This is a genomic window from Roseateles sp. L2-2 (assembly GCF_050613215.1).
Lineage (GTDB): Bacteria > Pseudomonadota > Gammaproteobacteria > Burkholderiales > Burkholderiaceae_C > Roseateles > Roseateles noduli.
Genome location: NZ_CP192509.1, coordinates 556,685 through 577,704, shown reverse-complemented (window position 1 = coordinate 577,704; position 21,020 = coordinate 556,685). Strand labels below are relative to the sequence as shown.

General features: G+C 71.1%; 23 protein-coding genes. 2 read left to right on the top strand and 21 right to left on the bottom strand.

What is annotated here, in order from left to right:
- The first annotated feature begins 4 nt into the window (after positions 1-4).
- Together ACQZ13_RS02680 and ACQZ13_RS02675 are read left to right on the top strand one after the other, a co-directional pair.
- Entirely contained in the window at positions 5-994 is a 990-nt protein-coding gene (locus tag ACQZ13_RS02680; protein ID WP_431049744.1) for a TPM domain-containing protein, read from the top strand.
- Positions 994-1,542, top strand: a complete 549-nt coding sequence (locus ACQZ13_RS02675; protein WP_088405931.1) for a TPM domain-containing protein — start codon at positions 994-996, stop codon at positions 1,540-1,542. Before ACQZ13_RS02680 ends, ACQZ13_RS02675 begins: the two co-directional genes overlap by 1 nt.
- A gap of 195 nt (positions 1,543-1,737) precedes the next feature.
- Here the strand turns inward: ACQZ13_RS02675 and ppk2 are convergent, their stop codons facing one another.
- The 21 genes from ppk2 to ACQZ13_RS02570 form a co-directional block, all read right to left on the bottom strand.
- Positions 1,738-2,532, bottom strand: coding sequence for a polyphosphate kinase 2 (ppk2, locus tag ACQZ13_RS02670; protein ID WP_431049743.1), 795 nt, complete (start codon positions 2,530-2,532; stop codon positions 1,738-1,740).
- A gap of 66 nt (positions 2,533-2,598) precedes the next feature.
- Positions 2,599-3,444 carry a D-hexose-6-phosphate mutarotase gene (locus ACQZ13_RS02665; RefSeq protein WP_431049742.1) on the bottom strand — a complete coding sequence of 282 codons (846 nt, stop codon included), beginning with the start codon at positions 3,442-3,444 and terminating at the stop codon, positions 2,599-2,601.
- Positions 3,445-3,457: 13 nt separating this feature from the next.
- Complete coding sequence (locus ACQZ13_RS02660; protein ID WP_431049741.1) at positions 3,458-4,174, bottom strand: 4'-phosphopantetheinyl transferase family protein; 717 nt, start codon at positions 4,172-4,174, stop codon at positions 3,458-3,460.
- A gap of 20 nt (positions 4,175-4,194) precedes the next feature.
- The gene (locus ACQZ13_RS02655) at positions 4,195-4,782 is read right to left on the bottom strand and encodes a hypothetical protein (protein ID WP_431049740.1); all 588 of its coding nucleotides are present in this window, start codon (positions 4,780-4,782) and stop codon (positions 4,195-4,197) included.
- A 20-nt stretch (positions 4,783-4,802) separates the two neighbouring features.
- Positions 4,803-5,225, bottom strand: a complete 423-nt coding sequence (locus ACQZ13_RS02650) for a hypothetical protein (protein ID WP_431049739.1) — start codon at positions 5,223-5,225, stop codon at positions 4,803-4,805.
- A gap of 86 nt (positions 5,226-5,311) precedes the next feature.
- Complete coding sequence (locus ACQZ13_RS02645; RefSeq protein WP_431049738.1) at positions 5,312-5,782, bottom strand: excinuclease ATPase subunit; 471 nt, start codon at positions 5,780-5,782, stop codon at positions 5,312-5,314.
- Between the two features lie 86 nt (positions 5,783-5,868).
- Entirely contained in the window at positions 5,869-7,098 is a 1,230-nt protein-coding gene (locus ACQZ13_RS02640; RefSeq protein WP_431049737.1) for a beta-ketoacyl-ACP synthase, read from the bottom strand.
- Positions 7,095-7,841 carry a 3-oxoacyl-ACP reductase FabG gene (fabG, locus tag ACQZ13_RS02635; protein ID WP_431049736.1) on the bottom strand — a complete coding sequence of 249 codons (747 nt, stop codon included), beginning with the start codon at positions 7,839-7,841 and terminating at the stop codon, positions 7,095-7,097. The genes ACQZ13_RS02640 and fabG overlap by 4 nt, the downstream gene beginning before the upstream one ends.
- Before the next feature lie 74 nt (positions 7,842-7,915).
- Positions 7,916-8,479, bottom strand: a complete 564-nt coding sequence (locus ACQZ13_RS02630) for a 3-hydroxylacyl-ACP dehydratase (RefSeq protein WP_431049735.1) — start codon at positions 8,477-8,479, stop codon at positions 7,916-7,918.
- Between the two features lie 4 nt (positions 8,480-8,483).
- Positions 8,484-9,680 carry a beta-ketoacyl-ACP synthase gene (locus ACQZ13_RS02625; RefSeq protein ID WP_431053101.1) on the bottom strand — a complete coding sequence of 399 codons (1,197 nt, stop codon included), beginning with the start codon at positions 9,678-9,680 and terminating at the stop codon, positions 8,484-8,486.
- A gap of 2 nt (positions 9,681-9,682) precedes the next feature.
- The gene (locus ACQZ13_RS02620; protein WP_431049734.1) at positions 9,683-10,387 is read right to left on the bottom strand and encodes a DUF3261 domain-containing protein; all 705 of its coding nucleotides are present in this window, start codon (positions 10,385-10,387) and stop codon (positions 9,683-9,685) included.
- Positions 10,387-11,508 carry an SAM-dependent methyltransferase gene (locus ACQZ13_RS02615; protein ID WP_431049733.1) on the bottom strand — a complete coding sequence of 374 codons (1,122 nt, stop codon included), beginning with the start codon at positions 11,506-11,508 and terminating at the stop codon, positions 10,387-10,389. The genes ACQZ13_RS02620 and ACQZ13_RS02615 overlap by 1 nt, the downstream gene beginning before the upstream one ends.
- A complete protein-coding gene (locus ACQZ13_RS02610; RefSeq protein ID WP_431049732.1) occupies positions 11,505-13,901 on the bottom strand; it encodes an MMPL family transporter in 2,397 nt (798 codons plus the stop codon). The genes ACQZ13_RS02615 and ACQZ13_RS02610 overlap by 4 nt, the downstream gene beginning before the upstream one ends.
- Before the next feature lie 7 nt (positions 13,902-13,908).
- The gene (locus ACQZ13_RS02605) at positions 13,909-14,616 is read right to left on the bottom strand and encodes a LolA family protein (protein ID WP_431049731.1); all 708 of its coding nucleotides are present in this window, start codon (positions 14,614-14,616) and stop codon (positions 13,909-13,911) included.
- Positions 14,613-15,089 carry an acyl-CoA thioesterase gene (locus ACQZ13_RS02600; RefSeq protein ID WP_431049730.1) on the bottom strand — a complete coding sequence of 159 codons (477 nt, stop codon included), beginning with the start codon at positions 15,087-15,089 and terminating at the stop codon, positions 14,613-14,615. Before ACQZ13_RS02600 ends, ACQZ13_RS02605 begins: the two co-directional genes overlap by 4 nt.
- A complete protein-coding gene (locus tag ACQZ13_RS02595) occupies positions 15,079-16,644 on the bottom strand; it encodes an HAL/PAL/TAL family ammonia-lyase (protein ID WP_431049729.1) in 1,566 nt (521 codons plus the stop codon). Before ACQZ13_RS02595 ends, ACQZ13_RS02600 begins: the two co-directional genes overlap by 11 nt.
- Entirely contained in the window at positions 16,622-17,614 is a 993-nt protein-coding gene (locus ACQZ13_RS02590) for an acyltransferase (RefSeq protein WP_431049728.1), read from the bottom strand. The genes ACQZ13_RS02595 and ACQZ13_RS02590 overlap by 23 nt, the downstream gene beginning before the upstream one ends.
- A complete protein-coding gene (locus ACQZ13_RS02585; RefSeq protein ID WP_431049727.1) occupies positions 17,611-18,345 on the bottom strand; it encodes a glycosyltransferase family 2 protein in 735 nt (244 codons plus the stop codon). The genes ACQZ13_RS02590 and ACQZ13_RS02585 overlap by 4 nt, the downstream gene beginning before the upstream one ends.
- A complete protein-coding gene (locus tag ACQZ13_RS02580) occupies positions 18,342-20,153 on the bottom strand; it encodes an AMP-binding protein (RefSeq protein WP_431049726.1) in 1,812 nt (603 codons plus the stop codon). Before ACQZ13_RS02580 ends, ACQZ13_RS02585 begins: the two co-directional genes overlap by 4 nt.
- A gap of 12 nt (positions 20,154-20,165) precedes the next feature.
- Complete coding sequence (locus ACQZ13_RS02575) at positions 20,166-20,723, bottom strand: hypothetical protein (RefSeq protein WP_431049725.1); 558 nt, start codon at positions 20,721-20,723, stop codon at positions 20,166-20,168.
- 15 nt (positions 20,724-20,738) lie between these two features.
- Positions 20,739-21,002 carry an acyl carrier protein gene (locus ACQZ13_RS02570; protein ID WP_067279172.1) on the bottom strand — a complete coding sequence of 88 codons (264 nt, stop codon included), beginning with the start codon at positions 21,000-21,002 and terminating at the stop codon, positions 20,739-20,741.
- Between the last annotated feature and the right edge of the window lie 18 nt (positions 21,003-21,020).

The following is a 21,020-nucleotide window of genomic DNA, read 5'->3' as shown; positions in this document are numbered from 1 at the left end:
GCGCATGCGGGCGGCCTCGCTTTCGTTGACGCGGCAGCACCTGGCGCGGCTCCTCGCGCTGCTCTGCTTCGGCCTGATGATGAGCGTCGGCCTGCTGCCGCGGGCGCGCGCGCAGGATGTGCAGCCGGTGCCGCCGCTCAGCGGTCGCGTCATCGATCAGACCGCGACGCTGAGCGCAGCGCAGCGCGACGCGCTCGATGCGAAGCTCGCGGCCTTCGAGCGCGAAGCCGGTCCGCAGATCGTCGTCCTGATGGTGAAGACGACCGCGCCGGAGGACATCGCCGCGTTCGCGCAGCGTCTCGGCGACCAGTGGAAGATCGGTCGACGCGACGTCGGCGACGGGCTGTTGATCGTGGTCGCGAAGGACGACCGGCGCATCAACATCCAGACGTCGAAGGCGCTGGAGGGCGCGGTGCCCGACCTGGCCGCGCGGCAGATCATCGAGCGCGACATCACGCCCGCGTTCAAGGCCGGCGACTACGCGGGCGGATTGAACCGCGCGATCGACTCGCTGCAGGCGCGCATCCGCGGCGAGCATCTGCCGGCACCGACGCAGCGTCCCGCCAAGTCCGGCGGACACAACATCGACATCGGCGAAATCGCCATGATCGCGTTCCTCGCCGTGCCGCTGGTGGGCGCGGTGCTGACGTCCATCTTCGGCCGCAAGGTCGGCAGCCTGTTCACCGGCGTCGGCGCGGGCGCCGTCGGCTGGGGGCTGAGCAACAGCCTGCTGCTGGGCGCGGGCGCGGCGGTCGCGTCGCTGATCCTGGTCGGCGTGCTGGGCATCGGCGCGGCGCGGCGGCGCAGCGCGAGCCCGTCCTATGCCGGCTACCGGCGCAGCGCCCACAGCTCGGGCGGCATCGTGCCGCCGATCATCTGGGGCGGCGGCGGCGGTGATGGCGGCGGCAGCTGGGGCGGCGGCAGCGACGGGGGTGGGTTCTCCTCCGGCGGCGGCGGCGACTTCGGCGGCGGCGGCGCTTCGGGAGACTGGTGATGGAGCGACCGAGCGATCACGAGGTGCGCCGTGCCGGCGACACGAGCCGGCTGGGGCGATTCTTCCGCCACCGCTTCTGGGACGAGGCCGACGTGCGGCGCGTGCTGCCGGCGGCGGCGCTGGCGCGCCTGTCCGCGCGCGTGACGGAGAGCGAGCTGAGCCACGCCGGCGAGATCCGCCTGTGCGTGGAGGCCAGCCTGCCGATCAGCTATCTGTGGCGCGGTCTGACGGCGCGGCAGCGCGCGCTGGCGCTGTTCGGCAAGCTGCGCGTGTGGGACACCGAGCACAACAACGGCGTGCTCATCTATCTGCTGCTTGCGGAACACGCGATCGAGATCGTCGCGGACCGCGGGCTGAACCGGCGCGTCAGCGCGGCGCAGTGGCAGCCCATCGTCGACGGGCTGCGGCAGTCGCTGCGCGGCGGGCAGTTCGAGCAGGGACTCGTGGAAGCGATCCGCGCGGTAGAAGCGCTGCTCGCGCAGCACTTCCCGCCCGAGGCCGGCAGCGTGCCGCGCAACGAGCTGCCCGACGCGGTCGTGGTGCTGTAGCGCTTTTTTGACTGCCTCGACCCCGCGCGCTGCGCGCGCCCCTCACCCCCGCCCTCTCCCGCAAGCGGGAGAGGGAGTGAGAATGCACCGAGCCATTCGGAGCAGGAGCAGTGGGGTGGCCCCCTCTCCCGCACTACGGGAGAGGGTGGGGGTGAGGGCCAGCGGCCGTGGAAGTACAGGAGCCCGATTGCGACTTCAGAAGCTCTTGATCGGCTTGAGCTTCCAGCCGAAGCGCTCTTCCTTGAGGCCGCCGGCGACCGGCGGGAACTCGAGTTCCTTGGCGGGCACGCTGACATCCGGCAGGTGGTCCAGCAGATGGCGGATCAGCGTCAGCCGGCCGCGCCGCTGATCGTTGAAATCCACCAGCGTCCAGGGCGCCTGCTTGGTGTGCGTGTGTTCCAGCATGCGGTCGCGCGCGCGGCCGTAGTCCTCGTAATGCTGGCGCGCTTCGAGGTCGATCGGCGAGAGCTTCCACTGCTTGAGCGGATCCTCGGCGCGCTCGGCGAAGCGCTCTTCCTGCTGCTGCTGATCGACCGTCAGCCAGTACTTGAAGAGGAGCAGGCCGTCGTCGACCAGCAGGCGCTCCAGCTCAGGCGCCTGCTTCAGGAAGTCCTTGGTCTGCTGCGGCGTGCAGAAGCCCATGACCGCCTCGACGCCGGCGCGGTTGTACCAGCTGCGATCGAAGAGCACGATCTCGCCGGCCGCCGGCAGATGCGACAGGTAGCGCTGGAAGTACCACTCGCCCTGCTCGCGCTCGCTGGGCTTGCCCAGCGCGACGGTGCGGCACTGGCGCGGGCTCAGGGTCTCGGAGATCGCGCTGATGACGCCGCCCTCGCCGGCGGTGTCGCGCCCCTCCACGATGACCAGCAGCCGCTTGCGCGTGTGCTGCAGCCAGCGCCCGAGGTTGTTGAGCTCCACCTGCATCGGCTGCAGGCGCTCCAGGTACTCCGACTTGGACAGCTTGCCGTTCTTGGACTTCTTTCCGGCCATGCGGGCTCCGTGCGGTGATGGACGGGCCAGCTTACCGCGTGTGGCCGCCGATCCGGCGGCGCAGGCTCAGAGCAGTTCCAGCGTCTGCATCCCCGCCCAGGTCTCGCCCGGCGGCAGCTCGATCGGCTTGAGCACCTGCGCGGCCTCGACGCACAGCATCTGCTTCCAGCCGCCTTCGGGCATGTCCGCCAGCGCGTCGCCCTTGGCCTGGCCGGGGTTCCAGATCACGGCGTCGGTGAAGCCCTGCTGGCGGATCGCCACGCGGCGGTCGCCGTCGCGCAGGGTCAGGTCGTGCTTCGCATCCTGGTAGATGCGGTCCGTCTCGCCGTCCAGGCGCAGCAGGTCCTCGTGCTGGGTGCCGGCGCGGTCGACCGTCGAATCCCAGTACGCCAGACCGGACAGCCCCTGCACCGACGCCGACATGATCTGCGTCAGCCGCAGGTAGGTGTGCAGCGCCGCGGTGAAGCTCAGCGGCGCGTCGCCCTTGTTCTCGCAGGCGAGCTCGATCTGCAGCGCGCGACCGGCGATGCGGATGCTGATCTCGGCCTCGAAGGCGTGCGGCCAGACCATGCGGGTGGCGTTGTCGTCGGTCAGTCGCAGGACGGCGAGCGCGTCCTCCTTGCCCGACTCGGCGCTGACCAGTTGCCAGGGCTTGCCGCGCGCGAAGCCGTGGCGCTGCAGCGGGCCGCGGGTCGAGAACTGCGGAAAGATCACCGGCACGCCGCCGCGGATCGCCTGGCCGGTGGCGAAGGCGCTCTTCGGAGACAGGAAGAGCTGCTCATCGGCGCCGGCGGGCACCCACGACACCAGATGGGCGCCGTGCAGCAGCAGCGTCGCGCGGGCGCCGCCAGGGGCGCGGAGTTCAAGGGCTTCGAGGCCCTGGTGACGGGTGATGGCGATCGGGGTGGACATGGCGGCAACAACTTCAGGCGGAGGGCCGCGATTCTAGGAGTTGCCAGCGCAACGGCTCGCCGGCCATCGCGTCGGGAAGGTCATGCGGGCGCAGACCGCGCCCTGCGGGCCCCGGATCGACGACGACAGCGAGCATCAGGCCGAGGCCTTCCAGGCGGGCGCAGGCGCAGTCCGCGCGAGGCGCATCGGCCGGCACGCCGACATCGTCGATCGGATGGAAGTCGAGCGCACGCATCTGCGCGAAGTCGAGTCCGCGTCCCCGGCACTTCAGCCACGCTTCCTTGAGCGTCCACCAGCCGTAGAAGGCCGCGAGCGCGTCGTCGTCGCGGCCCAGGGCCCGCAGACGCTCGATCTCCGCGCATTGCGCGTCGCCGTGCACCTGACGCGACAACGCGAGCAGATCGCCGCGGCGGGGTCGCAGGACTTCGAGGTCGACGCCGATCGGCAGCGCGCAGCCGCCGGCGAACAGCCAGTCGCCGCTGTGGGAAAGATTGACGTGCCCGGACGGCAGCGTGCTGCGTCCGTGGGCATCGATGTCGGGAGGAAAGTCCGTCAACTGCCGCAGCAGCCGGCGTCCCTGGACGAAGCGCTCCCGCGCGTCGTCGAGCTTCAGCCCCGCGAGCCGGGTGCGTTCACCCGGCAGGAGGTCCTGGGCAGACAACGGCGGACCGGACAGGCCGGTCCGCGTCGTCAGCGCCAGGCGAAGACATATCGGCGTCGCGGTGTTCACTCCGTGCGCCGATGTCCGCATCACTTGTTCGCGATGGCCTGGTCGTCGGCGCCGGTCGGGCCGCCGCGGGCAACCTTGTAGTTGTCCAGCAGGTAGGCGCTGGCCAGGTTGGCCACGCGCGTCAGCATCAGATCGTCATGGATGCCGACGGTATAGCCCGCCGCCCAGGCCTCGGCCCGCTGGAAGAACACCGGCGACGCAATCTCGCGGCCCGTCTGGTCCGCGATCTTCAAGCGCATCAGCACGCCCGAACTGCCGGCGAGCGGTCCGAACAGCACGCGGGATGCGCGTCCGGTGAACTCCAGCTGCTCGATCACCGGCGTGACCGTCAGCTTGCGGCCGTTGTCCGGCCCCGCGTTCCACAGACGCTTGGAGCCGACCAGGTTCTTGTCGAAGTTGGTCTGCAACCGCGCCATGGGGCGGGTGTCCGCCGTGACACCGTCGGCCAGACGGATCGGCAGCACCTCGATGCGGCTGAACGCGGCGAAAGCCTCGGCCGGCGGCGGGTTGGTCTTTTCGGTGGTCGTGACCCGCGTGGCGCAGCCTTGCAGCGCGGCCAGGGTCACCAGGGCGCCGGTGGCGGCGAGTCGGAGGAATTGACGACGCATGATGATGGGGCGATAGCGACTCAGCGACGCAGTTCTTCCTGGATGTCCTTGCCCAGGTTGATCACCCAGCCGTTGTACAGCGGATGGATCTGGGGCACGCCGTCCTTGGTGCCCCACAGCAGGTCCTTGCTGGACACGTACTTGATCTGGAAGCTCGAATCGTCGTAGGTCACCGAGACCACCGCCTCGTGCTTGCCGTTCTGCTTGTCCAGCACCATCAGCAGTTCGCCGGGCTTCTCTTCGCGGACCTGCCAGGTGCGCTTGGCGCCGCCACGAATGATGGCGTCCTTGATGGCGTCGGCGCCCGGGGCCTTGCCGGCGGCGTTGGTCACGGTCACGCGCTCCTGTTCCAGCAGCGGCACGGGGGTGCGGGCGGCCAGGGCGTTGGTGGCGGCGACGCCCAGGGTCGCCGCCATCACGGCGGAGATCAACAGCTTCTTCATTCGTTACTCCCTATGTTCGGACGGTTCTGGGTTCCAGCCCCCGCGCGCGCCGTCCTGCGCGGCGCGAGGGGAAAACAATCCGCCGCTTATTCGGCGATCTTGGCGTAGGTGCCCTTGAGCGCGACGCCGATGATCATGGCGCCGGCGTGGCATTCAAAGGTCGTGTCGCTCTTGGTCTCGTTCTTCTTGTAGTAGCTGACGATGTCGACGACGGCGTTTGCGCCTTCACGCTTGGCGCTGTTCTGGAACGCGATCAGCGCGCTCAGCGCGGCCCACTTGCAGCCGAATTCATCGGACTTGCCGACGCCGTTGGTCTTCTGGTTGGAGCTGTCCGAGCCCATGCGCTTCTCGATGCGCGGGGTCTTGGCGCCGGCCAGGAAGAACTTGACCGAGCCGTCGAGCTTGCCCTGCGCTTCGGGCATGGCCAGCACATCCGCCAGCGGGATCTGCAGCACCGTGTCGCGCGCGTGCGCGGCACCGGCGGCCAGGCCCAGCGCGGCGACGCCGACGGCCAGCGAGCGCTTCAGGACGAGGGCGTACGTGTTCTTCGTGGTCATGGGTTCCCTTTCTGGAGGACGTTGAGGTCGTTGTGGTCGTTGAAGTGGTGCGGTACGGCGGTGAGGCAGGGCCCGCGCGCGCGGGCTCAGATCCGGCGGAAGATCAGCGAGGTGTTGATGCCGCCGAACGCGAAGTTGTTGCTCATCACCAGGTCGGTCTGCAGCGCGCGGCCGTCGCCGGTGACGTAGTCCAGCTCGCCGCAGCGCGGGTCGACCTCGGTCAGGTTCAGCGTCGGGGCGAACCAGCCCTCGCGCATCATCTCGATGGTCATCCAGGCTTCGAGCGCGCCGCACGCGCCCAGCGTGTGGCCCATGTAGCTCTTCAGCGACGAGATCGCGACCTTGGCGCCGAAGACCTCGTTCGTGGCGCGCGACTCGGCCACGTCGCCGTGCTCGGTCGCGGTGCCGTGCGCGTTGACATAAGGGATCGCGGCCGCGTCGAGGCCGGCGCTCTCCAGCGCCAGGCGCATCGCCTGCGCCATCGTCGGCGCGTTGGGCTGCGTGACGTGGCAGCCGTCGCTGTTGGTGCCGAAGCCGATCACCTCGGCCAGCATGGTCGCGCCGCGCGCCTTGGCGTGCTCGTAGTCCTCCAGCACGAAGGTGCAGGCGCCCTCGCCCAGCACCAGACCGTCGCGGTGGACGTCGAAGGGCCGCGGCGTCAGCGACGGGCTGTCGTTGTGCTTGACGCTGGTGGCGAACAGCGTGTCGAAGACCGCCGCCTCGGTGGCGTCGAGTTCCTCCGCGCCGCCGGCCAGCATCGCGATCTGCTGGCCGCTGCGGATCATCTCGTAGGCGTAGCCCAGCCCCTGGCTGCCCGAGGTGCAGGCGCTGCTGGTCGTCACCACGCGGCCGGTCAGGCCGAAGCTCACGCCGATGTTCACCGGCGCCGTGTGCGACATCATCTTGATGTAGGTCGTGGCGTTGATGCCCTCGGTGCTCTTCTCCAGCAGCATGCGGCCGAAGTCGCCGATGGCCTTGGGCGTGCCGGCCGACGAGCCGTACGACACGCCCACCTTGCCGCCCTTGAGCACCGGATCGTTGAGCAGGCCGGCCTGCTCCAGCGCCATCTCGCTGGCGCGCACCGCCATCAGCGCGACGCGCCCCATGCTGCGCGTGGCCTTGCGGTTGTAGCGGACGGGGTCCAGGTGGAACGGCGCGGCGGGCACGCCGACGCGGGTGTTCAGGCCCTCGTACTCGTCCCACTCGTCGATGTGCTGGACGGCGTTGCGCCTGCTGCGCAGGTGCGCCAGCACCGAGGTCCAATCGCAGCCCAGCGGGCTGATCGCCCCAATGCCCGTGACGACGACGCGCCTCATCCCACCATTCCTCCGTTGACCGAGATCACCTGCCGGGTGATGTAGGCCGCATCCTTGCCCATCAGGAAGGCCACCGTGGCGGCCACCTCCTCCGGCGTCCCGACGCGCTGCGCCGGGATCAGCTTCATCGCTTCCTCCAGGATCCGCTCGTCCACCATCTCGGTGGCGATCAGGCCGGGCGCGACGCAGTTCACCGTGATCTGCCGGCTGGCCAGTTCGACCGCCAACGCTTTTGTGGCGCCGATGATACCGGCCTTGCTGGCGCTGTAATTGACCTGACCCCGGTTGCCCATGACGCCCGACACGGACGCCAGCGTCACGATGCGGCCCGGCTTGCGACGGCGCACCAGCGGCATCGTCAGCGGATGCAGCACGTTGTAGAAGGCGTCCAGGTTGGTGTGGATGACCTGGTCCCAGTCCTCGCCGCTGAGCGCCGGGAAGGCGCCGTCGCGGGCGATGCCGGCGTTGCAGACGACGCCGTAGTAGCAGCCGTGCGCCTCGACGTCGGCCAGCAGTGCGGTCGACGCGGCCTCGCGGTCGGCGACGTCGAACTGCAGCACGCGGGCCTGGCGGCCCAGCGCGGCGATCTCGGCCGCGACGGCGTCGGCTTCCTCGACGCGGCTGCGGCAGTGCACCACCACGTCGTAGCCGTCGCGCGCCAGGCGCAGCGCCACCGCACGACCGATGCCCCGGCTGGAGCCGGTCACCAGGACGGTGTCGTTGGAATCGTTGTTGTTCTTCATGAAGCTTGGTAAGCGGTCTTTTCTTGAATTCTCGTCGGACGCGCGGAGCGCCTCTTCACGCCATCTTCACGGCGTCATCCTGTCGTCACCCCGGCCAGGAAGGCCGCCGGATCGGGCGGTCCGAACACCGTGAGCTGCGCCTGGGCCAGCGGCGGCTCGTCCGCCGCGGGCGGCGTGCCGCCCGCCAGGTGCAGCACGCAGGCGAACTGGCCGAGGCCGTTGTCCGCCTGGAACTCACGCGCGATCTCGATGCGCAGCGTCTCGCCGGCCTCGAAGCGGCCGCGTGTGCTGCGGTACTTGCGACAGCCGAGCAGCAGGCCGATGCGCGGCGGCTCGCCGCGGGCGCGGCCCTGCACGCCGGCCCACGCGGCCACGGCCTGCGCCATCAGCTCGATGCCGATCCAGCCGCCGATGCCGGTGCCATCGCCCTGGCTGTCGTGGAAGAGCTGGTCGCCGGCGAGCGCCGCCTCGGCGACGAGGCGGTCCTCCTCACAGGACAGCACGCGCGTCAGCAGGCTCATGCGTCCGGCGTGGGGCACGAGGTCCGCCGCCGGCATCGGGAACACGAGGTCGAAGGCGGCGGCGTCGCCGACGCCCGACTCGGACTGCGGCACGTCGGACGGGGTCGACGGATTCATCGGCTCAGACATCGTGTCGGCTCAGGATCAGCGCGGCATTGCTGCCGCCGAAGGCGAAGGAATTGCTCAGCACGTGACGGGGCGCGCGGCCCAGGCGCTCGCCCGGCGCGGCCAGCCGGATGGCGGGCAGCGTCGGGTCGCGGCGGCCGTCCCACCAGTGTGGCGCGAGCCGGCCGTCCGGGTTGTCGCGCAGATGTATCCAGGCGATGGCGGCCTCCAGCGCGCCGGCGGCGCCGAGCGTGTGGCCGGTCAGCGGCTTGGTCGAGCTGCACGGCAGGTCGAGCCCGAACAGCGCTTCGACCGCGCGGCTCTCCATCGCGTCGTTCTGCGGCGTGGCCGTGCCGTGGAGGTTGAGGTAGTCGATGTCCGACGGCTGCAGGCCAGCCTGCGCCAGCGCGGCGCGCATGGCCGCCAGCGCGCCGGTGCCGTTCGGCTCGGGCGCCGAGATGTGATGCGCGTCCGAGGTCTCGCCCCAGCCGGCCAGGCGCACCGGGCCGGGCTCGCGCGTCATCAGGAACAGCGCGGCGGCTTCGCCGATGTTGATGCCCTCGCGGCCTTCGCTCATCGGGTTGCAGCGCGCCTCCGCCACCGAGTCCAAGGCTGCGAAGCCCGCGACGGTGAAGCGGCACAACGAGTCCGCACCGCCGCAGACGACGGCGTCGCACAGGCCGGCGCGCAGGAGCCGCGCGGCGCTCGCGAGCGCCTTCGCGCTGGACGAGCAGGCCGTCGAGATCACATGGCGCGGGCCGGCGGTGCCGAGCTCGCGCGCGAGCATCAGCGCGGGCGCGCCGATCTCCTGCTGGCCGACGTGGAAGGACGCGGGCAGCTGAGGCGTCTCGCCGCCGGCATGGGTCGAAGCGATCCAGGCCTGCTCGGCTTCGCCGACGCCCGAGGTGCTGGTGCCCAGCACCACGCCGACGCGGCTCGCGCCGAAGCGCGCGATCGCCGCGTCGACGGCCGGCCGGATCTGGGCGATCGCCTCCAGCAGCAGCGCGTTGTTGCGACTGCGCTCGGCGAGCGGGCGCGCGTCGACGGCCGGCAGCGCGGCGTCCACCGCGCCCAGGTGCAGGGTGCGCCCGGGCCAGATCGCCTCGTTCGGCGCGACGCCGCCCGGCGCGTCCGCGAAGACGCCGGCGCGCAGCGCCTCGACGCCGCTGCCCAGCGCGCAGACGACGCCCAGTTCATGCAGATAGACGGCCACGCTCATCGGCCGGACTCCAGGGGTCGGGATTCGATCAGGAGCCGATAGTGCTCCCGCTGGTTGGTGATGACGATCCGGCTGTCCCCGGCGAGGTCCCCGGAGACGGCGACATCGATGACCGGATGGGCGAGGTCCGCGCCCGCGATCAGCTCGCGACGGCCCGGGGTGTCGCGCAGCGTCCAGCCCGGCGGCAGCTCGCCGCGCAACGCGGTGGCCGACCAGTAGACCAGCGTCATGTCGCGCAGCATGCGCTGCTCGTCGACCTCGGCGGGCAGGCGCGGATGGCGCCGCGTCTGCAGCTCGACGCCGTCCCACACCATCAGCAGCACGCGCTGCCCGACCGCGAACGCGGCCAGGCGCAGTCCTTCGGGATCGATCTCCAGCTGCACGTCGACGACCTGCGGCGCGCGTCCGCTGTCGTCCAGCGGCGTGACCGTGAGCCGTTGGCTCAGGCTCACGTTGCGTTGGAGCAGCAGGGGCGCGAGTCGCAGCATCGGCAGCGGCATCGCCTCCACGTCCGGGGTCGGCATCGCGGTCGAGACCGACGTCGAAGCGGAAGTCGATGAGACAGGGGGAGCGATCGGGGCCGTCGGGGCCACCGGCGCCTGCGTCGACGCGCACCCCGTCACCGCCACCGCGAGCGCGGCGAGCGGAACGAGAAGCGACGCCTGCAGCGTCCGGCGCATCCGGCGATTCATCGGGTGCATCACGCCTTCGTCAACCGCATCAGGCTGTGGCAGTAGCCGATGTTGTCGCGCATGGTGACCAGCTTCAGGCCCGCCTCGGCAGCCAGACGCAGGTAGTCGCCGCTCTGGTAGACCTTGGAATTGCCGCTGGCCATCGCGGTGAAGTACGGCGAGGTGTTGATCAGGCAGTACGCGGCGATGTCGTAGCGCTGGCGGTCCCAGAGCGTGTCCAGGATCAGCACCTGGCCGCCGGGCGCGAGCGCGTCCGCCACGCGGCGGAAGATGCTGGCGATCTGCGGTTCGCCGAAGCAGCTCAGGAACTGGCTCATCCAGATGATGTCCATGCCTTCGGGCAGCGCGGCGCCGTCGTCGAGCATGTTGCGGCCATGGAACTTCGCGCGGTCGACGCAGCCGGCCTCGGTCAGCGTGGCGCGGGCCAGTTCGAGCTGCTGCGGCAGGTCGACCAGGTTCAGCTCGAAGTCGGCGTTGTAGGCCAGCGCCGCACGGCTGAACTTGCCGGTGTTCGCGCCGATGTCCATCACCCGCTTGGGCGCGGTGGCGAAGACGTCGGGCAGGATGTCCGGGAAGGAGGTGTCGGAATAGAAGTGGTCGAACTCGAACCAGCTCGTGCGCGCCGGCTCCTGCAGCTTCGACAGGCCCTCGTAGATCGTCGGCCACGGGCCGAGGTGGGCCAGGCCCAGCGGGCGTTCCTCGTCGAGCGAGCGCTCCAGGTCGAACAGGCCCTGGTAGCAGACGTCCTGGACGAAGTTGATGTTGATCTGCGTGATACGGTCGCTGATCAGGCAGTAGCCGGTCTTGTCCAGCGCCCAGCGGCCCTGCTTGAGTTCGACCACGCCCGCCGACAGGCAGGACTCCAGCGCGAGCTTGAGCGCGTAGGCGGTCCAGCGGCCGTCGGCCACCAACTGCTCCATGCTGAGCCCGGCGTCGCCGGCGCCGGCCAGCGTCTCCAGCATGCCGCGCTTCCAGGCGTAGCGCACGCATTGGAAGACGACCGGGCCGAAGGCGATCTTCTGCGCTTCATAGCGCGCGGCGAAGGCGCTCTGCTTGGGCGGGGAGAAGCGCTTGTCGATGGCCTCGGCGGCACCGTTCGCTGCGGTGTCCTGGGTCGGGGTCGTGGTCATGGGGTCCCTTGTGATGAAGGTGGGGCGGGCGCGGTGGCGCCGTTCGGATTCTTGGAGTCGCTGTCGGCCGCATCGGCCGGCATGAAGAGCGGCGTAAGCCACCAGGCGAGCGTGACGCCGATCAGCAGGGTCAGGCCGAAGGCGCGCAGGGCCGGGGTCGTCGACAGCGCGAGCAGGCCGAAGGCCAGCAGCGTGGAGAGCGCGGCCAGGCTGACGGAGAGGAAGGGCTGGATCTCACTGCGGCCGGGTTGTTCGAGCAGGAAGATGCCGTAGTCGACACCCAGGCCGAGCAGGATCAGCAGCGGCAGCAGGTGGAACAGCGTGAGGGGAACGCCCACGGTGCCGAAGACGGCGAGTGTGAGCAGCGTGGCGAGCGAGGTCGGCACCAGCGCGCGCCACGCGCGGCGGCCGAAGCGCGGCAGCAGCGCGAGCCACACCAGCAGATGCCCAGCCACGACCATCGCGCCGAACAGCGACGCGTAGCGGCCGAGCAGCGCGGAGATCTCACCGACCTTGTCGACCCAGGTCACGCCCTGGATGCGGCCCAGTCCGTCCTGCAGGCGCGCCGTGTCCAGCGCGGTGTCGCCACCGCGCAGCAGCACCGCGCTGCGCCAGAGGCCGTCCGCGCCACGACCCAACCACTGGTGGCGGAGCGGCTCCGACACCGGCGACGCCAGCCACTGCGCCGGCAGCAAGGGCGCACTGGCCGCAGCCGTCGGCGGGGGCAGCGTCTCGCCGAGCGACTTCGACAGCGCGCCGTTCATCTCCGCGGCGCGGCGCGCGATCAGCGCGGCGTGCTCCTGCTGCGTGTGGGTCGACGGCAGCCACTGCGACACGGCCTGGGCGTCGATGCCCTCGGCCGTCAGCACGTGCACGACCGCTTCGTCGCGCGAGAGCAGGTTCTCCTCGCTCTCCCCCTCGACCAGCACGAAACGCGCGACCCCTGGCAGGCCCATCACGCGGCTGACCTCGCGCTGCTGGTCGATCAGCGCGGCGGGCGCGCTCTGCAGCTGGCGGATGTCGTCGTTGCGCTTGAGCAGGGACAGGCCGATCACGATGAACAAGGTCGCGGCGACGACCGCGGCCCACATCCGTGTCCGCGTCCCGCGGCCCGAGGCGACAGGCGGCACGCGGGCGCGCAGGCCCCCTAGCCACAGGCCGAAACGCGTCGCCGGCGCGGACTCGCCGTCCAGCCACGGGAACCAGAGCATCACCGTCACGAACGCACCCAGCAGGCCGGCCGACGAGAACACCGCGATCTGGCGCAGGCCCGGGAACGGCGCGATGCCGATCAGCGCGTAGGCGATCACCGTCGTCAGCATCGCGAGGCTGACAATCGGCCATTGGCGCCGCAGCATGTCCCAGCGCGCCTCGCGCGGCAGGCCCATGCGGGCGCAGAAGTAGTTGCTGCCGTAGTTCTCCGCGACGCCCAGCAGCGTCGCGCCGAAGACCAGCGTGATCAGGTGCAGGCCGCCGAAGAGCGCGTGCGTGACCGACACCGCCGCCGCCAGGCCCACCGCCATCGACAGCGTCACCAGCACGCGCGGCCGCAGCGAGCGGAACGCGCACCACGTCAGCAGCACGATGCCGATCAGCGAGCCGACGCCGATGGTGTGGATCTCGCGCTCGGCCTGCGCCGCGGCGGAGGCGGCGAACAGCGGAACCCCGCCCATGAGCACGCGCGCGTCGGGCACGGCCTTGCGCGCGGCGTCGCCAGCCGCTTCGAGCCGAGACACCAGCGCGCGCTGCGCCGAGACGGCGAAGGCCGGCGCCGTCGATTCGGCCATCAGCACCGCATAGGTGGTATCGCCGTCGGTCACCGTCAGGCGGCCGTCCTGGACGCGTACGCGGCTGATGCCGGCGCGCTCCGCCAGCCAGCGGCCGCGCAGGTTCAAGGGATCCTCGGCCCAGGAGCCGATGCGCGGCAGACCCACCGGCTGGTGCAGCGCGCGCAGCGCCTGCTCGGCGAGCGCGCCGGTCGACTGCGTGTGCAGGGCACGCCGATCCGTCTCGGTCAGCAGCGCGGCGCGCCACGGCGCGTAGAAGTTCAACCAGGTGTTCTGCTCGCCCTCGTCGACGCGCCAGCGCAGCGCGACGCCGTCGCCCAGCGCGTCGGCGAACGCGTCACCGGCCCGGCGCGCCTGTGCGAGGTCCTTCGCGCCGATCAGCACGACGACGCGCCGCTCGCCCGCATCGGCCAGCGCGCGCGTGGCTTCAGCGACGGCAGGGCGGCGCTCGTCGCGCGGCAGCATCGCGAGCACGTCGCTGTCCAGCACGCCGGCCGGGCGCGTCCACAGCCACGCCTGGTGCGCCGCGATGACGAGCACCACCGCCAGCCACAGCCAGGCAAGCAGGCGGTGACCGCGCGGAGGACGCGACACGGGAGCGGTCATGCGGCGCTCAGTCGAAGAGCCGAGCACCGCCCTCGGGGGCGGTTTCGCGCAGGTTGGAGAAGCTGATGCGCGTCACGTCGCCGCCGGCCTCGACCAGTTCGACGGCGCGCACGTGCGTGTCGCCGCTGAGGGCCAGGCGTTGCAGCACCTGCAGCCACGCCGCCTGGCGCGGACGCAGGTCCAGCTTCCATGCGCCGGCGCCGGTCAGTTCGCCGTCCAGCGTGAAGAGCTTGGCCAGCGCACCCACGTCGCCGCCGAGCAGCGCGAACATCATTTCGTTGACCAGCCGCAGCGCGGGCTCGCGCTGCGCGTCCATCTTCATCGACGTCGCGCCGCCCTGGCTGGCGCGGATCTCGTCGCGCGTCAGGCGGAGTTCGCTCTCGAACGGCGTGCGCGTGCGCCACAGCACACCGCGGCCGCGCGCCACGACGAAATCGCCGCGCGAGACCACCGGCTTCTTGAAGCCGGGCACCTGCTTCGACTGCTCGAAGTCGCCGCGCAGCCACTCGGGCTGGCGCAGGCGCGCCTGCACGCCCTTCATCAGGGTGGCTTCGTCGGTCGCCGCGAGCGCGGTGGCCGGCAGCCCGATCGCCGACAGCGCGGCGAGCGCCAGCAGCCGGCGACGGCCCGGATCCACGCTCGTCGTGGGCATTGTGCCCATCGAGTACATCGGATCGCTCGAATCCATCGGAGCCATCTTGCCCATCGTCGTCATGCCGGCCTCACACCGAGCTTGTCCCACAGCACGCGCGGGCAGACGTACTGCATCTGCCGCGACGCGATCTCCAGCGCGACCTGGATCGTGTAGGCCTTGTTGAGCACGCGGCCGGTCGCCGCGTCGCGCACCTGGTACTCGACCTTCAGGCGGTTCTCCCACTCGACGATCTCGGCACGGATGCGCACGGCCTGGCCGTACTCGACCGTGCCCACGTACTTCAGCCGCATGTCGACGATCGGCCAGGCGTAGCCCGACGCCCGCATCTGCGGATAGTCGTAGTCGAACTTCTGCAGCAGCGCGCTGCGCGCCAGCTCCAGGTACTTCACGTAGTTGCCGTGCCAGACGATCTCCATGACGTCGATGTCGTGGAAGGCCGGCGAGAGCTCGATCTCATGGCTGAGATCGGGCGCGTGGTCGGACTTGCGGTCGGCGCTGCGATCCGGGCCGACGTCGTCGGCGTCAGTCGTCATGGAGCCTCCACTGCCGCTCGCGCAGCGCCTGCACCAGCGCGATCAGTTCGCGGTCCAGCGCGCGGTCTTCCTCGATCAGCGGCAGACGGGTCGAGAGTTCCTCGAACATCGCCGCGGCCTCGGCGCCCAGCGCCAGCGGTTCCGGCTGCTGGCGCGCGCGCAGCGCGAGGCCCTGGCGCGCGGCGATCAGCATCGCGGCGACGACCTGCTCGGACAGCTCCAGCACGCGCAGGCAGTCGCGCGCGGCGATCGTGCCCATGCTGACCTTGTCCTGGTTGTGGCACTCGGTCGAGCGGCTGAAGACCGACGCCGGCATCGTCTGCTTGAGCGCCTCGGCGGTCCAGGCGGAGACGCTGATCTGCAGCGCCTTCAGGCCGTGGTTGATCGCGGCGCGTTCGCCGGACGCGCCCGACAGGTTGGACGGCAGGCCGTGGTTGTAGCGGGTGTCCACCAGCAGCGCGAGCTGGCGGTCCAGCAGGTCGGCGACGTTCGCAACCGCGTTCTTCAGCGTGTCCATCGCCAGCGCGATGTGGCCGCCGTAGAAATGGCCGCCGTGCAGCACGCGTTCGTTCTCGGCGTCGATCAGCGGGTTGTCGTTGGCGCTGTTGAGCTCGTTCTCGATCAGCTGGCGCAGGAAGGGCAGCGCGTCTTCGAGCACGCCGATGACGTGCGGCGCGCAGCGCAGCGAGTAGCGGTCCTGCAGGCGATGCGAGTTGCGGCTGGGCGCGTCGACCGCCAGATCCGCGCGCAGGCGCGCGGCGGTCTTCTGCTGGCCCGGGTGGGGCTTGGCGGCGAACAGCGTCTCGTCGAAGTGGTGCGCGTTGCCGGCGCTCGCGACGACGTTCATCGCCGTCAGGCGCGTGGCCATGCGGTTCAGGTAGTCGGCGCGCGTCCACGCCAGGCAGGCCAGGCCGGTCATGACGGCCGTGCCGTTCATGATCGCGAGGCCTTCCTTCGGGCGCAGCTTGTGCGGCGTCAGGCCGATGGCCTTCAACGCGTCGGCGGCGGCCATGCGCTCGCCGCGCCACATCACTTCTCGCTCGCCGCAGAGCACGGCAGCCACATAGGACAACGGCGTCAGGTCCCCGCTCGCGCCCACCGAGCCTTCCGACGGGATCAGCGGCAGCACGTCGTGGCGCAGCAGCTGCTCCAGGCCTTGCAGCAGTTCCAGGCTGACGCCCGACATGCCCTGCGCCAGCGAGTTCAGGCGCGCGGCCAGCACGGCGCGCGTCTGCTCGGCCGTCAGGTAGGCGCCGGCGCCGCAGCCGTGGTACGTGTAAAGGTGGTGCGGCAGTTCCGTGACCAGGTGCGGCGGGATCACCACCGTGCAGGAATCGCCGTAGCCGGTCGTGACGCCGTAGATGACGCCGTCCTCGGCCAGCAGCCGGGCGACGAAGTCGGCGCCGGCGCGGATGCGCGCCTGGAAGGCGGGGTCGGTGGACAGGCGGGCCTCGGCGCGGCGTTCGGCCAGCGCGGCGACGTCCTCGATGCGCAGCGGACCGCCGTCGAAGGTCACCGTGGGCAGCAGGGTCTCAGGACTCGACATCGGGGGCATTCCAGAACGGGAAGAAGTTGAACCAGTCATGCGGCGAACGCCGCAGGCAGCGTGTCAGCGCGTCGACGTAGGCGAGCGCGGGCGCGGTCATCGCGCCCTCGCGGTCGCCGCGCGGCAGCGCGATACGGTCGGCCAGGCGCTCGAAGCGCAGCGCGTAGCCGCGGCCCTCGTGCACGCAGCCCATGAAGAAGAGCGGGCACTTGAGCAGCCCGGCGATCAGGTAGGGCCCGATCGGGAAACGCGCCGGCGCGCCCAGGAAGGGCAGCGTCAGGGTGCGGCCGCTGTTGACCGGCACGCGGTCGCCGGCGATGACGATGCACTCGCCGGCGGCGATGCGCTCGGCCAGCTGCATCGCCAGCGCTGGGTCGATGCCGGTGACCTCGATCAGGCGCACGCTCGCGCCGTCCGCGATGGCGTCGGCGCCCTGCAGCCGGTCGAGGATGCGGTTGAAGCTCTGCGCGTGGCGCGTGTGCACCAGCACGTTGAGGCGCAGGCCCGGCATCCGGCCGGCGAGCGCGCGGCACAACTCCAGGCAGCCGATGTGGGCCGTCGCGAGCACGACGCCCTGGCCCGTGCGCAGGTGCGCCAGGACTTCGTCCTTGCCGTCCACGCTGACGCGCTCCGCGGGGTAGCGGCCGGCCATCGCCAGCAGCTTGTCGAGCATGGTGTCGGCGAAGAGCGCGACATGCGCGACGCTGTCGCGCCAGGTCGGCGCCGCACGGCCGGTCTGCGCATGCACGCGGCGCAGGTAGTCGAGACTGTCGCGACGCAGCGCGGGACGGCTCAGCCAGTGCACCAACACGACAGGGAACATCGCCGAGCGGAACAGCCATCGTCCCGCCACGCGATGCAGCGCGTAGAGCAGCCAGATGCCGGCGACGAAGGTCGTCTCGCCGAACTGGGCCCAATGCCGCGGTTCCCTCGGTTCGCCCGGCCCGCCCGACGCCGCCGTCCCGTGCGGATCGCTCATGCCGCCACCTTGCGCCACAGCAGCAGCGGCAGGCGCGGCAGCATGCCGAAGAACAGCCGCGTGTGCATCCACGAGATCAGCACGTTGTCCCGCAGCGCGCGGAAGTGCGAGACGCCGTCCTCGGGATACCGCACCCGGGTCGGCACGTTGCGCACGCGCACGCCGTCCCAGACCAGGCGCACCGCGATCTCGACGTCGAAGTCCATGCGCCGGCCGATGCGCGTGCGCTTCAGACGGGCCACGGTCGGCGCCAGCGGATAGACGCGGAAGCCGCACATCGAGTCCTTCACCGCGAAGGACAGCGTGTTGATCCACACCCAGACGTGGGTCGCGTAGCGGCCGTAGAGCCGGCCCTTGGGCACCGACGCGTCGTAGACGGGGCAGCCGCAGATGAAGTGGTCGGGGAAGGTCTCGGCCTCGGCCAGGAAGCGCGGCAGGTCGGCGACGTCGTGCTGGCCGTCGGCGTCGATCTGCAGCGCGTGCGTGAAGCCCAGGCGTTGCGCCTCCGTCAGGCCGGCGATCATCGCGCCGCCCTTGCCCTGGTTGACCGCGAGGCGCAGCAGGCGCACCTCCGCGTCGGCGGCGGCCAATGCGTCCAGCACGGCGGCGCAGCCTTGCTCGCTGCCGTCGTCGACCAGCAGCACCGGCAGCCCCTGCGCGCGCAGGGCCCGCACGACGCCGCCCACCGGGCCGCCATGGTTGTAGACGGGCACGACCGCGGTGAGGTTCATGGTGTAGTGCCTTGCAGGCGGATCTTGCCGACGGCGTGGGACCCGGCGGCGGAGCGATAGCTGAAGCTCAGCAGCGGCGCACTGAAGGCGAGCGTGAGCTCCACGGTCATGCCGGGCGAGATCACCTGCTGGAACTTGAGGTTGTCGATGCCGGCGAAGTCCGCCTGTCCGGCGGCCTGGCCCGTGGGCGGCAGCGGCAGCCACTCGCGCGCGAGCAGCATCACCCAGTCGAGCTGGGCCACGCCCGGCAGGATCGGATGGCCGGGGAAATGGCCGTCGAACTGCGGCAGGCTCGCGTCGACGCTGAGCCGCAGCGTGACTTCGTTCGTCGAGCGCGCCAGCAGGCGCACGCCCGGACGTCGAGGATCGAAGAGACGCGTCAGCGCGGCCACCGTGACCTTGCCCTGTGCATTCACCGGCAGCTGGGAAAGGAAGCGCCAGCGACGCGGCAGCGCGATGCGCTCCAGGTGGGGCGCGAGGCGGTCCCGCAGCAGCTGCGCGAACGCGGCCTTGCCGCGCGCGTCGTGCTCGGCCCAGCCGGCGTCGTTGAGCTGAGCGGCCACCGCGAGCTGCTCGCGCGCGCCGGGTTCCAGCACGAAGACGCGCAGGTCTTCGAGCCAGCCGCTGTCGCGCAGCACGGTCTCGATCGTCTGCAGCGACACGCGCTTGCCTTCGATCTTCACGATGCGATCCGCGCGGCCCAGCAGCTCGAAGCCTTCGGCGGTGAGGCGCACGCGATCGGCGCTCTCGAACCATTCAGCGGGATCGGGCAGATGGCGCGAGCGGATGCGCAGCGTGCCGGTGTCGTCGGCCTGCCAGTCGATCCCGGGCAGCGCGGTCCATGTCGTGGGCGCGCCGGCGTCGCGCTGGCGCCAGGCCACGCCGCCGGTCTCGCTGCTGCCGTAGACCTCCAGCGGCGCCTGGCCGAAGAGGCGCCGGCAATCGGGCACCGCCTCGTCGGGCAGCGGACCGCCGGACGAGAAGATCAGCGCGAGATGGTCGGCATCGACCTGCGGCGCGCTCTCGGCGGGCGGCAGACGCTTCAGGTGCGCGGGGCTGGCGATGACCGCGAAGCGCGGGCCCTCGCGCAGCGCGGCGAGCAGCGTCTCGACGTAGGACAGGCGCTCGGCATGCAGGACGCGGCCCGCCGCCAGCGGCCACAGCACGCGGTACAACAGGCCGTAGATGTGCTGATGGGACACGAGGCCGAGGATCTCGGCGCCGTCGAGGCGGGCGCCGAAGGCCTGCTCCAGCGCGTCGACTTCGGCGAAGAGCTCGCGCAGCCGCTTCGGGATCGCGCCCGGCAGGCCGGTGCTGCCGGAAGTGAAGATGACCAGCCGTTCCGCTTCGGCGTCGAGCGGCGCAAAGGTGCGATCGTCGGGCGTCGCGGCCGCCTCGATGCGCGGCAGCGCAGCGTCCTCGGCAAGACCTGGCGCCGTCGTCGGTGCGTCGCTCGCGAGCGCGCTCACCCGGCCGCGCAGCGCTTGCAGCGTCGCCGGTTGGAGATCGCCGGGGAGCCAGGCCGTGCCGCCCGCGGCCCAGAGACCGAAGAGTGCGGCGGCAAATTCGACGGTGTCTTCGAAGTGGAGCGCCACATGCGGCGCACCCGGAGCGGCCGCAACGACCGCGTCGACCGCATTGGCCGCCCCGACCACGTCGCGGTCCAGCGTCGCGAAGGCCGCCGCCCAGCGACGCGCCTGCGCGTGGAAAGCGGCGTCATCCAGCAGCACGCCCGCGCGGCGGGCCAGCGGTCGGCCGGGGCTTGGAGACGCGCTCATCAGCGCGCACAGGGTCTTCAGCAGGCTCATGGGGAAGGAGGATCAGGCCCGGACCGCGTCGTGCCGGCGCACCCACAGGCGCACCAGGTATTCGCCGCCCATCAGCAATCCGATCAGCACGTAGGACACCAGGCCGTTGTACAGCGCCCAGAGCTTGTCGTCGGCCCAGAAGGCCGTCGCCAGCGCGATGCCGCCGTTCATGACGAAGAAGCCGCACCAGACCTGCGTGACGCGGCGCGTGTAGCGCTGGCCGCGTTCATCCAGGTCGGGCTCCGTCAATCGCGCGAGGCGCTCGACGATGGGCGGTCCCTGCCACAGGCTCACGCCGAAGAGTCCCAGCAGGCCGACGTTCACCAGCACCGGGTAGAGCTTGAGCGGCAGGCTTTCGTTCATCAGCGCCGCGGCGCCGGCCAGCAGCGCGGCGCCGGCGGCGCTCCACCACCAGAGCCGCGCTTCCGCGCTGCCGCGGCGGGCGAGCGCGCGCAGCGCGGCCAGCGCCGCCAGCAGCAGCGCGAGGTCGCGCGGCTGGGCATGCGCCAGACCGAGGTACACGAGCAGGGGATAGGCCGCCGTCAGCAACCACAACGCGGCGCGGGCCATGGAAGCTCCGGGGCGTCAGGCGCCGGCGGTCTCCGGCGTCTTGATCAGGCCTTGCAGCGCGTCGACGACGTCCTGCAGCGTGCGCACGGCCTTGAAGGCCTCGGGCTGCAGCTTCTTGCCGACCATCGGCTTGAGCTTGACGATCAGGTCGACCGCGTCGATGGAATCGATGTCGAGGTCCTCGTACAGGCGGGCCTCGGGCGTGATGCGATCGGCTTCGATGTCGAAGGTCTCGATCAGGATGTCGCGCAGGCGCGCGAAGATGTCTTCATTCGTCATGGATCCTCCCTGCCGGCC